A 13354-nucleotide genomic window follows, 5' to 3' on the forward strand; every position below is an offset into this window, starting at 1 on the left:
CCTATTTTTTTATTCTTTGTTCTGCTACTGCTAATAAAGATTTTAACTTTTCTAGACGATCTTTATCAATCATTGCAATATCTTTCCATAAATCCTTATTAGTTGGCCTCAATGCTTCATCTTTGCTTATATATTCTTTTTCTTGCCAAGGAAAATTATTATCCTGCCCTGCTATAATAAAACCATCAACGTTATCAATTGCTGCTTTTGTTACCTTACAAACAGTCCAGAACTTTTCTGAAGTAGAGCGAAAAGTCTTTTCAATTGGCAGTAATTTAATTTCAAACTTTGTGTTTAACAATTCAACTCTTTCTTTTGCTGATAATGATCGCAAAAAATAATCTTTGAAATTTTCATCCCACCAACTTTCAACATCATTCATCCACCATCTTTCTTCATAATCTGAGAATGGCCCTGAGTACTTAAAACCTATTAAATATGTCTCTTTAAACTTCTGCCAATCATCAGACTTCATAGAAGCACCAAGACGGGCCGACAAATAATATTCATCTACTAAAAATGAGGGTTTTTGCAGGATATATTTACTTAAAAACCTTGCAATTACATGGGAAGGTTGATCTTTAATTTCACTAAAATCCTGAAGAAATCTAAAATCAATTGTATCTATTCTTTCATAAGCTAGAATCTTATCTAATGTCTTTTCCACCTGATTTAAATAGCTGTAACCATTTGCAAGACTTATTAATTTAAGCCGTAATTTTTCGAAATTCCCTATATTACTTCTTTTAACTATAGCATCGAATAAATTTTTACCCGTTTCATCAAGAGAAGTGTCTACATTTTCATTAGCTGTAATTAAAACAATAGGAATGTCTTTTAAAATGCTTTTTTCCTTTACTAAAGTTCTTATTTCTTGAGCTACTGTAGATCCACGGTAAGTAGCAGTATAGCCATCATCATTTGCATTATCATACAAACGAAGATCTAATATTAAACCATCATATTGTGTTAGAATTTCTGGTAAATAATCCGTATTCGGCTTGTCAGATATATCTTTAGTAAACATTACATCCCATTCCTTAGGCTGCATGAAATCCACCTCTAAATGACCTCCATTCTTAAGTCCATTAATAACACCAACTTCATTACCATCTTTTACATCGTCGATGTACAAATATTTATACGGCATAATCTGATTTTTGTTTTTCTGTTGCTAAAGGCATTTCAATTCTGATACATGTACTATAGTCACTTTCTGGTTCGATAACTCCAATATCTCCTCCATAAGTCTCGACAATATCTTTTACAATTTTTAGACCTAATCCTGTACCCGTTAATCTTTCATCTTGTGTCGCATCAAAGCCTGCAGGCGAAGAAGTGGTAAAAAAAGCATCAAATATTCTATTTTTATTTTCATCTGGAATACCATCTCCATTATCCATGAACTCCAAATAAATCCTCTGATCTTCTTTTCCAATTATTATTTTAATTTGTCCTGCAATATTCCGCCTTTTTATTGCTTTCTTAGAGTTGGTATACAAATTAAATAAAATTGAACTCCATTCAGATGAGTGCATTGGTACAGTGAAAAAATTATAACCGTAGGGCTCAAATAAGAACTCAATCTCCAACTTTCTTAAATCGGAAGAAATAACATTTTTAAATTTTGTAACTACAATGTCAAGTTCTTGAGGTTTTAATTCTCTACTTACATTTGCAGAAACTGTTGCGTTAAAATATGATGTATATGCTGTAAATAAATTTATAGTCCTTTTCAAATTTTCAAGCGATGAAAGACCATCAGCATTCAATTGTTGATCAGTGATCACGTCTAAATCACCATATAATGAAGGAGAAAATTGAACAACTTCATGAGTGAATTCGCCGATAGTTAAGCCAAGCCCTGCTAAAACCCTTGTCATACCCAATTCATCCAACAGTTTTTGAAAATCAAGTTTTAGACCTTCAACATATTGTTTAATGTTTGCTTTAAATTTTGAAGCCTGTTCATCATTTAAATTTCCATTAACCAAGTCGTTAATCTCATTCTGTAAATCATCTAACTTTTCAAAGGGAGTTTGTATAGAATCGGAAGTAGCTCCTATTGAACTTTTTTGCTTTTCAATTTCAATCTTTTTCTTTGTGATTTGCCCTCTAATTCTATTTATGCCCGCATATAAAGACTTCGATATAAAATCACGAAGCTCAATGTATGACTCATTTTCAAGAACTCCTTCTCTACTAGCAGTTTCTTCGAAATTATCTCCCTCCTGGTCTATAATTTCGACAAAACCAAATAAGTTTTGATTACCAGCAGGTATGTTGGTTTCTCCAGATTGATCAAAATATCTTTTATCAATTCCCAGCCAATCATTTCCCCTTTCACCGTACGGCAGAACGCGAAAACCATTACGATATAACTTAACCCCACCTTGTTCCTTAGCTATTTTCTGAACACTCGCTAATTCAGTTTTGCTAATATTAGTATAATAAATTTCTCTATTATATATAAAGTAATAAACTTTAAAATGAATATTTTTTAATTGTCCATACTTTTTAATATTTACTTTTTCCTCAACCTGAATACCATTTTCTTCTTTAAGTACTATCTCTTTTTTATCATAAAAGATTGGAATTATATCCTGTTCTAATTCTAGGCTGCTACTCGATACACTACAGTAACCATCATTTTCAGCATCTATAAATCCTTCAATAACAGCCAATGATTTTTCAAAAATCATTTTATCTGGATTTGCAATTGAAACTTCTATACCACCAATCTCTTCGTTAAAACTTACAGTAAAAGTACTATCTTCTTGTTTTGCAAGATTTAAATCGCGACTTCTATCTGATAAATAGTCAGGCTGAAATAAGTCAGAAACATATCTATAAATTCTTTTAATTTCTCCGGGAGTCCAAGACTCCCGCAAATTCTCGATAATAAGTTCAGTTCCTTCTAATTTTGTTTTCTCAATTTCTTCAACGGGATTTTTTATTTTTGCAAGATCTTTGTCAATAACATAATCCTCCCAATTTATTGTAAGTTTAAGTGCTTTTTCTGAGCTTAAAGTTTGAGTTATTATCGTTAGTTTTTTTCCTAGCCTATGAGTTGCAAATCTACCAATGCCTTTTCGTCCAGCTTTTCTTCTTTCATAACGTTCAGAAATAGGATTATGAACCTTATCCGAGGATGAAATTGTCATAAATCCTTTTTGAAGCTGATCCCTAGTCATTCCTAGCCCATTATCACTGATCTTGAGTGTACCACCAATAATATTTGAATTGATAAATTTTACTTCAACAATTTTTGCGTCGGCATCATATGAATTCTTAACTAATTCAGAAACTGCTGTTTCAGAACGACCAACAAGTTCTCTTCCGAGTCTATCAATTAAACCTGCATCGACATGGAAGCTTAAAGAATCTAATTCCTCTTGAGTGTTTTCGGTGTTTTCCATAATTTATATAAAGCAACTTGCACATCCTTCTGATTCAGCTTCTGATAGTATATCCAGTAAATATGGTGATGTTGAATTACTTTTTCTTTCAAGTTTCTTAATATAGTTTTCTTTTATCTGAGCTATTCTTTCAGGTCTTATAAGTTCCGACAAAGATTCATCCTGAACCCAATTATAACCATCTTTTTCATACTCCATTGCCTGTGCAAATTTTTCAGGATGCTGCTCATATAACCAAATCCATTCAATTTTTTGCTGATAAAAACAAAAATAACATCCTGAACGACTTCTTGAATAAGTTGCTTTTTTTTCTCCTAATTCAAATTCAACAGCTTTATAATATGCAGGAACACCTACACCGGATTCTTCTAATAATTTAAAAATATCATCCCTAACTAAATCTTCCTCATTATTGACTAATTCAAATTCATCCTGTGTTGCCAAAGGATAATTAGTAGTTTTTAAAAATTTAAACACAGCATAATTGAATTCCTTAATTCCTAAATCCAATAGCTGATTTAATTTTTGTCGTTGGCTGAAATTTGGTGACAATTTTAAATTAATAATCTCTAAAATTCTTTCTGATTTTTCATTAATTGCTAAAGAGCTAAAGATATCTTTTACAATTTCAATATTAGAATTGGATAAAAACTTACTTATTACATCTTCGCTCCAGATATTTTTTCTAAAAGGAAATATAGATTGAATATTTGTCTTTTTAGATATATAACCCTCTCTATCTTCATCCCCTCTGATACCAACATATGAAACAACCAAATCGTCTCCTACAAATTTTTCAAAAGGATCTAACTTAAGGTATTTTGTACACCACCTATTTTGAGCAGAAGGCAGAAATCCACCTAACATTTTCAATTTATGATCAAAAGCATCTTCAGGACTTAGCTCATAACCTCTCAGCTGGATAATTTTTTTTCCTAAAAAAACCTCTAGATTTTTTATTAGCTCATAAGTTTCTTCCAACTCCTTACCTGTATCTGCTGTATAGTACTCTATGTCTAAATTAGGATAATGCATTTTCATATATATCGCCAGAGCGGCACTATCCTTACCTCCCGAAATACCCAAAACATGTCTTACTTTACTCATTTTTTTATAATTTCATTAAGAAGATTTGTCAATGCAGCAATATTTAATGTAGAATCTGTGGACAATTGCTTTTTCATATTTTCTTGAATAACATCAATCTGGGCTTTTTTATTTTTAGGTAAACGTACCATTTTTTTACTTATTCCATCAAAAAATGAATTGATCTGTAAATCAAAGACATCTTCTTTATCTTCTTTAAAATCAGATTTTGATAAATTTGTCAAACTATCCAAATCAACGATCATTTCTTTGAACTTGTCATAGATAACAATTTCCTGCGCATCATTTATCTTGTCTAAAGTTTTACTAATAAGAGCCTGCACTAAGGAATTAATCCATGCCTTTTTATCATCGATTTCAGAATCTAAACGTTGGATAAAAACTCGCTGATGAGGCAACAACAAATGCCTTCTAAGTTTTTTATATCGACTTTGCAGATTCTTTTTATAATCTTCAAAAGCTAATTTCTCCCCAATTATGTCAATAAGAATAAAATCCTCTACCCTATTTATTAATTCATCGTAAGATGTTCGTAAATCCTTTACAGCATCTTGCAGTTTGATACTATAATTTTGTAAATTTTCACTTGAAGATTGAATTTTTGATATGGAATAATTAAGTGCTCGAGGGAAGTCCTCAAAAAATGTTTGTTCTGGATCCTTTGAAGACGCAATAGCGTCCCGAATCCTCATACCTTCTTTTGTTAATCTTTTTGTATTCTTTGAGTACTCCGGTAAACTTTTATAGAAGGTTAAAAAAGGCCTAATTGTTTCAATAAAATTAGTATTCGATAATTTATCCCTTGCATCCTGATTTAAAAATACTCGATAACTATTAAAAATATCAAGTTTGACACCTTCTATAACAAAGGTTTTGATTTCAAATCGCTCTGGATTCTTAACCAATAAATCCAAAACTTCATCATTTATATATGGAATATACCCATTATCACCAAACAATGCAAAATCATCTCTTTTTAAAAACAAAAAAGAAGGCAACCAGAAATCGATTAGTCCTTGTTTTAATTTGAAAGGTTTCTGACCTAACATTTCCTTAAACTCCGATATTTTTCTTTTTGATACTTTGGCGCTTTCCAAAAAACTTTGAGAATAAATCCACAGTTCATCAAATCGGTTTTTATTATTTGGCTCATTATTATCTAATCGATCAGTGTATAAACTTATATCATTATTTTCCAATAAGGATAAATAAATAGTTTTTTCTGGTGGAAACTTATCAGATGGAAAACCTAATTGTGGTTTATCCCAATTGTTAACTAACGCTTTGAAATAGCTTTTTTTTGCTGTATGTATCGATGATGATATTTTATGCTTATTTACTAACTCATTATTAAATATAGGAGTCTTATTATAGACCTCATCACATATTTTTGACAACCTACTATTAAATTCTCTTTTTCCTCTAATATTTACAATATCACCTTTAAAAACCCACTCCACTGCGGAATTATCTCCATAAAAATTATTCAATATCTTATGAGTAAGCAGGTTTTTCTGATGCAGTACTATGTTCTTCAATTCACGCACTGCAACTTTATCTTCGTTGTTTTCAGCGATTACTCTTTCTGTTTTCTCAATTTCAAATAATAATTCTTTTATTGATTTTGAGTTTTTATAATAACAATATAACACCGCCTCATTGTTATTAGCAGAATGCTGAATAACATCATTTAAGATATTATCCTCATTAAATATTAAATTTACATATCCGTCTATTTCACCTTCTGGTATATCATCTATAGGTTGTGAGGAAATTTTATATTCAAATAAACGTGGCGTACCAGTTTCATACATTACTTTTTTAGCAATTACGGGCGGAAGCGGATAATACTTGTTTAGTAATGTCACTACATCGGTAATGTCATCGACTTTACTGCCTGCTTCAATCAAAGCTGATGGAATGTCCAAATCAGTTCCCTCAAAAAGTACAAATCTATTACTGTAATTTCGAAAGAGAATGATCTTTTTCCTTTCTAAATTTTCAATTAAAACCTCGGCGTTGGTTATTGAAAGACATTTATCAGCATAATTTATTAAAAACTTTTTGTCTAAAATACCTCCAGCTTGACCATTTATACTTAAGAGTCCTATTGACTTAATTAGCTTAGAATAATTATTAATATCTTCATCAAATGTGTTCTCAACATTTTCCAATGCTGTTTTTATTGATTTCCAGGCTCCAAAGTCTGGACTATATCTTGAATTTAAAAAAGAATAATAATTAAAAATTAAGTAATCATATACGTCAGCAATATTATAAAATCCTTCTTTTGACTGTATATGTTGAAATAGACCTGTATGATCTGTAGATTCTAAAAATGAAAACAATGACCTTTCATTCTGCCCATATTTCTGCAAAGACAATGTTAAAATGTACGAAGCTAATACATCTAAAGGAAATAATTTTTCCGCGATCTCATTTATATAATCTTCATTGACAGTAAAAGCTTTGGTTTTTATCAATATGTCGACAGTACCTGCAATTTCTTTCGAATGTTTTTTTGTGGAAGGCCTTTCACTTAAATGTTCTGATGCTAAAAACAAAAGCTGTTCAACAGGTTCGTTAAAAGTTATGTCCTTAAAACGACCCTTAACTTTAGTCCACTCCTGTTTTTGAGACTGATTTAATGCCAAGGCATAAGCATCAAAATTTTGATGCATCGTAGTAAACAAAACAATGTTCAAATCTGAATTATTTGCAAACTCAGCTAATTGTTGGATAAAGTACAGTTCTTTTTCCGGTTCATGCTGTGAAGCATATTCCAAAAACTTCCCGAACTCGTCAATAACTAAAAATAATATAGAATTTTCTGCACCTAGCTCGTGATATTTATTAAATATTTCCGAAAATATATTTTCGGAAATGTTTTTTTTACTTTTAACATCAAATACATCAGCAAAGGTTTCTATTATAGACCTAAACTCTCCAACGATGTTTACAAATTCAATAGTCGGTTTTTGCAAAAGATGTATGCCAAAATACTTTTTATTATTAGACAAGCTTTGTTGAAAAGCCCAAAGAAAAGCACTTTTTCCAGTACCATATGAACCAATTATATTAAAAGAACGGTTGCCTTTTTTAAAATCATTTACGATTTGATTCACAACACGATTTGAATTAGGAGTGGGAATATAATTAAGTTCCTTCCCCTTATCACGAATAATATTTACAGATGTTGTGAATTTATTTGGCATAATATTCTTTTAAAATTTCAAATTTGTTCGGCTTTGTTTTAAATTGTAATTCTTTGATTCCTGCATGATCATTAAATGTTATACCATATTTTTTAAATTTTTTATTTAAGGAAATACTTTCTATTTTATTAATTAAGTCTGTTCTCCCAACAGCAAAGACACTTCCGGCTTGATTTTTTTCCTGTTCAATTGTGAACAGGCTGATTGATTTATCAAAATTATTGTGATCTAAAATTGTAAAAAGCAGAATTTCATCCGGTATATCGTTTTTCTCCTGAGCTGAAATAGAATAAAAAGTCACAATTTTATCCTCCACCTTTCTTTTTTCTTCTTGTATAATATTTAACTCAGTTAACAGTCCTGAAAAAGTATCTTCCCGATCCTTGCTATGCGCATCCGTACGCATATACATTTTCACAAAGACTTCAAAATCCGACGATACAGTATTTTTATTGATTTGAGAAATATTGAGTTCTTCTGCCTTCCGAACCACAAAAGCTATAAAATTATCCTTTGTAAATTCTATTCTTTCTTTCCTAAATTCATTAAAGATTAAATTATAAGCAGAAGCAACATTTTGAGTTATCAATTGATAATGTAATAGCCAAAGTGTAGCCTCATCTTCTATATATGGATCTGCCCCATTATCATCTAGAATATAATCTGCAAAATCAGTTAACAATCCATCTTTATCGACAATCCCAAATGCTTTCATCCAGAAAATGATGCTTGAGACCATGTTCTTACCAACCCCTAATTTAACAACAGCATTATCCTCAGTAAATTTATTTCCTTCCCTGATAAAATCATATCCTTTTTTTAACCATAAGTGCCTGCAATGAAAAGTATCATGTCCTGAAAAAGTAAACTTAATTGGTGTATCTATGTTCTTCTGCGCCATCAAAAATTGTAATTCAATTAATATATAAATTAACGCAAAAATAATTAATTTAAATCACTATTGCGTTTTACTTTATAAACAAATAGTCAAGTTAGTTTAATTCATTGATAGTTCGCTCTTTATATAATGTCCCTATTTAATTGTTGAAAAGTCATAGATTAAAATCGATTATTAAGAAGTAGACATCAGTCGCAATTTCAAACTAAACTATTAATATTTGAAAAAGCAAAAAATCAGCAAAATTGCTTATTCTTTATAAATAATTATTCAAGAAATTCTAAACTAGAATCCAAAAGATCTTTTATAAAACTTTGAGCGATTTGTATGCGGTCTTGTGTTTTATTTTCCTTTAATAGCATTGCATTCAGTGATATATTTAGGTTATATTTTTCAAAAATTTTTTCATCTTCATTGATGGATTCAGGCCAATAAATCCACCAACCAACCTTAGTGCTTACTATTCGTATTTTTCCAAAAATCTTAATATGACTAAAATCAGTAAATCGTCCATAATAAAGCACTACACGATCGTCCCCTGCAAATATGCTTGATACTGCTATTTCATAAGAATTAAGGTGGTAAGAGTGTAAAGGCTGCTTACCTGAATTTCCTAATTGATTAACTTCAATACCATTATCATCACCCCAAGCAAAAACATTCAGTGTTTCATGCCCATTTTTTGTAATGGCTGGATAATTAACAAAGTAATAACGCCAGTCTCGCACATCACTTTGATATTGCCTAATTATATAATTAAGCTTTTCATTAACAGTTCCTCCTTCTGATTTTAGATAAGTTGTCAGGAATTTATCAAGTACGCCAGTTACTTTTTTCCTTTCATCTTTTTCGCTTGCTGTCAAGACTCTGCTCCAATTTGATTTGCTGCCGAAATACCACACTGGTCCAATTGAAGAACGCTGATGTGTTTTTACCGAATAATCTCCATTGGACAAAAAAGCACGAACCAGCAGTCCCCTGTCAGTATCTGATGACCAAATTTGTAAAAATGATTCAATTTTCTCTTTTGTATTGTCCTGGGTAAAATTAAAATTGACAGTATTACCCTCTAGCTGCTTATGCTCCTCAAGAGCATGTATAATAGGCTTTAATTCTGGTTTTCCTTTTATAACCTCTGCTTTTGTTATTTCTGTTGCAATATTATCTTTTGTAAAACCTGAAAATTCATTAGTTGAAAGAATAGTGTAGGTTGTAATGTCAGAATCAGCTGCTATCGCTTCAACAAAACTATCTATAAACATACAGTAGTCCGCCACATTTGGCATACGAAGATTTGATATATATTCTATCCTTTTCTTAGGATTAGGCTGACGGACTGCTGTTAGCAGGTTTCTAACAATACGTAAGTAGTCCTTGAATTCATCATCAACATTTTTGACCTCCATTTTTGTTGCATAAGCAAGCACTGCATAAAGAATCGTTTTGTCTTTGACATCAAAACCTATATTAGAAAGACATCTTAAAAAATAATTTTTGTTATAATTATCAAATGTCGAAGTATGCTCATATAAAGCATCAAAAAAGCCTTGCACATCCTCTAAATCTGACAAAAAATCCAATGAGTTAAATAGAAAATCTATATTTTCTTTCACAGAAAAAATTTTCGCAAGAAAATCTATATCCCGTTTTGGCAAGATTCCTTCATAAATATCATCATCTCCATCATAACGATAAAACAAAAATTCAGAAACATAATAAAGAAAATTCAATATAGAGTCATCTACACTAATATAAACATCTTTTCTATAAGACCAAAAAAGATCCAACCATTGTCCGTCAATTTTAAAGGCAAAATAATCCTGATAGCTAACTTCTGCATTTTGAAAAGTCTTCTTATCAGCAACATATTCCGTATTTTTTCCTGCGAGTATACCCGAGAATAAAGCTTTAAAATTTTCAAAGTCAGTAAGTGGCTTACCTCTTGAATTCATTTTTATATACAACTCATCTGTCAAACGGAATTCCTCTGATTTAATATCTATGTAATCGAATGTTATACTTCCGCTAAGAAGATTGCTCCATGAATTTTCTTTCTCTTCGATAATCTGTTGGAGAGTATCAAGCATCGTGAGCATAGATTTAATTGTCGGATCATTATTCCACGATGCCATATACCATGACGAGTCACTGATTTTTTCGCTTAGCTTTTCATCTCCATTTACATTTAATGACTCACTAATAAGGCATGAACAAAACCTTTTTGAGGAAATTCTTGTCTGGTAGGTAAAATTCTGAAGATATTCTGCGGTTTCAGAATCTAAGAACCATAATGTTTCATCTCCTATTATTTCTTCAAACCGGGGACTCAAATACCAATGGATTAGCCACAGAGTTGTAAGACGCTGCTGACCGTCAAGGGGTATAAAGACTTCTCTATGATTACCTGCAAGTTCTGTATAACCGTAGACAAAATCAAGGTTTAGGTGCGTTCCGTCATCCTTAAGTACAGACTTGATATTTGATATGAATACTTTTCTCAAATCTCCCTCACTCTTGCGACCCTGAGCATAATCTCTCTGTAGCTGTGGGATCACAACATTATATTTTTCGAGTAATTGCTTAAATGTAAATTGCATCTTCCTTAACTATTTTTTCTGTATAATAATTGTAAACTTTTTTCATGTTATCTATATACTTTTGTCGGTCATGCTCTGTCCAGTAAGCGTTACTCATCGGATATTCACTGTAGGCTTTCATAAAGATATTTCGGGTACAAACTGGAATGTAATGTCCGGTAACTTCTCTTTGTTTAATTTTTTCTCGCTTCACATCAAAAACAGAGTTATTCAAGTAGCTGTTGGTATGGCTGTCTACCAAACACAAGTTGCTTATAGAGTGGATAATGTTCTGATCTATGTCAGCCTTTTTGTTGATTAAATTATAAACTTCTTCAACTATAGCTTCAAAATCATTTTTGTCAATAATATCAAGATTAAGTAAGTCTCTCATTTTCTCTATTATTGGTAAAAGCTCAAAATCATTCTGATTACTAAAAGAAATTATATGATCTGCAAGCCAGTTGCGTTGCCCCTCATCTTTTGTAATATAAGCAGATCTTTGAGCATGTATATGTTCTAAACTCCATTTTTGATTTGATTGCGTGTGTTTATACAGATTAAAAGGAAATCTGGCTTTTTCTTTATCACTACGAAGAGAGGAATCAACATTATGAAGTAGTAATATCCGCATTATTTCCTGTCGATCATTACTTTTCTGGTCCGCACTTTCATAAACAAGATCTTCAAAACCTATCATAAATTCGATGCCTTTTGAATCCTTTCGTTTTTTACTGATCAAAATACGATCCCCTATCAACTCTTCTAAGTAAGCTGTAAATTTGCTTTTTGATAACTGCTTCGATTTGAGCAAAAGACTGTCTATCATACTTGCCGGCCTCGAGGAAAGAGTAATAAGATATCCTATATAATGAAATAGAACCCTGTCATTATACCAATTATAAAAATATTCAAAATAATCTGTAACCATTTTCCATATCTTGGTAACTGCTTCTATCCTGCCAATATTCCCATTCTCAAGTATATCTTGTAGGTAGGCTGAAAGTATTAAAAAAGTGGCATGTTTATGCGGTTTTTTTTCAAAATACTGCTTTTCCCTTAAAATAAGATCTGCAGTTAAATCCAATATGAATTCAATATGTGTTGGTTTAGTATTGCTATTATTATTTAAGAAATACCAAAAATCAGCATCCTGAAGAGCATATTCTATCCTGTCCCATTCCGATGCTAATTCAAAAAGTTTCATTTCAACAAATTTTAATTCCTTTTCATCGTATCTATCACTCTGCAAGAGAAGAGCTTTAATAAGCTCTGCATCTGTCAATGGTATTTTCCCTATGTTCAGACGAATAAAAATATCGATTGGATTTACAGATTCTTCAGTTTGATACCATATAACCCTAACATTACGATTACTTTTAGAATTCTCATCCATTAAAATCGGGACAAGTTTTGCTCTAGCCCCTGCACTACTTGATTTAGAAAACCACTGCTTTATAATTTGGTAAGCATTACTTATATGAAGGTAGTCAATATTGCTTTCGTCTATCCCGGCAGTAAACTTTTTATCTTCCATGAATTTCTGACAATCAGATCTTGTTTCATATTTAATCTTAAATATTTCTTGTGTATAACCATAATCATGTCTTGCTTCTTCTAAAAACGTTAGGATAAGATAAAGTGTCGTTAGTCTCTGCTGTCCATCGAGAACATGATAAATATTTTCATACTTTTTTTGCAAAACAATAGGCTGTAAACAATAAAATTCACCATTGATTGAAGTTTTTTGAAAGTGCCATATATCATCAAGTAATTCTTCTACTTCCTGTTCTTCCCAACGATAACCTCTTTGATAATGAGGTATAATAAATTCCTTTCCAAACAGGTCAATAAGAGCATTAGTTTGGTTAAATATATCCATAAAAAAGGTTTTTAAATTGATTAGCAAATTCGAGCAATTTAACAAATGTTTTCTACATAATAGGATTTGTTTCTATCTAAGTAAAATAAACATTACAAGTTCGTTCATAACTAAATAAGATCAAAAACATAAAATTCAACATACTGAGTTGACAATATATGGGAAGTAACTTGAAATGGAGGGGATAACTTTTTTTCCACATAAAGTTAAGGTCGTCAAGTTACTTATTTTCTCGATTGTCAACATTGTTAGTTTTG

General features: G+C 31.1%; 7 protein-coding genes. All 7 read right to left on the reverse strand.

The features are described 5' to 3' along the window. Position 1: 1 nt before the first annotated feature. Positions 2-1150, reverse strand: a complete 1149-nt coding sequence (locus ACHRVX_RS20350) for a hypothetical protein (protein ID WP_395335618.1) — start codon at positions 1148-1150, stop codon at positions 2-4. Further along, positions 1140-3419 (reverse strand): ATP-binding protein, encoded by a 2280-nt coding sequence (locus tag ACHRVX_RS20355; RefSeq protein ID WP_395335620.1) that lies wholly within the window; start codon positions 3417-3419, stop codon positions 1140-1142. Before ACHRVX_RS20355 ends, ACHRVX_RS20350 begins: the two co-directional genes overlap by 11 nt. A 3-nt stretch (positions 3420-3422) precedes the next feature. Then, complete coding sequence (locus ACHRVX_RS20360; RefSeq protein WP_395335621.1) at positions 3423-4526, reverse strand: phosphoadenosine phosphosulfate reductase family protein; 1104 nt, start codon at positions 4524-4526, stop codon at positions 3423-3425. Continuing rightward, positions 4523-7741, reverse strand: a complete 3219-nt coding sequence (locus ACHRVX_RS20365; RefSeq protein ID WP_395335623.1) for a hypothetical protein — start codon at positions 7739-7741, stop codon at positions 4523-4525. The genes ACHRVX_RS20360 and ACHRVX_RS20365 overlap by 4 nt, the downstream gene beginning before the upstream one ends. Continuing rightward, entirely contained in the window at positions 7731-8642 is a 912-nt protein-coding gene (locus ACHRVX_RS20370) for a DUF4007 family protein (protein ID WP_395335781.1), read from the reverse strand. The genes ACHRVX_RS20365 and ACHRVX_RS20370 overlap by 11 nt, the downstream gene beginning before the upstream one ends. A gap of 263 nt (positions 8643-8905) precedes the next feature. Next, positions 8906-11236 carry a DUF262 domain-containing protein gene (locus ACHRVX_RS20375; protein WP_395335624.1) on the reverse strand — a complete coding sequence of 777 codons (2331 nt, stop codon included), beginning with the start codon at positions 11234-11236 and terminating at the stop codon, positions 8906-8908. After that, positions 11220-13097: a DUF262 domain-containing protein gene (locus ACHRVX_RS20380; protein WP_395335625.1), complete on the reverse strand. Its 1878-nt coding sequence runs from the start codon at positions 13095-13097 to the stop codon at positions 11220-11222. The genes ACHRVX_RS20375 and ACHRVX_RS20380 overlap by 17 nt, the downstream gene beginning before the upstream one ends. Positions 13098-13354: the final 257 nt, after the last annotated feature.

The sequence above is a fragment of the Flavobacterium sp. FlaQc-47 genome (assembly GCF_044006475.1).
Taxonomy (GTDB): domain Bacteria; phylum Bacteroidota; class Bacteroidia; order Flavobacteriales; family Flavobacteriaceae; genus Flavobacterium.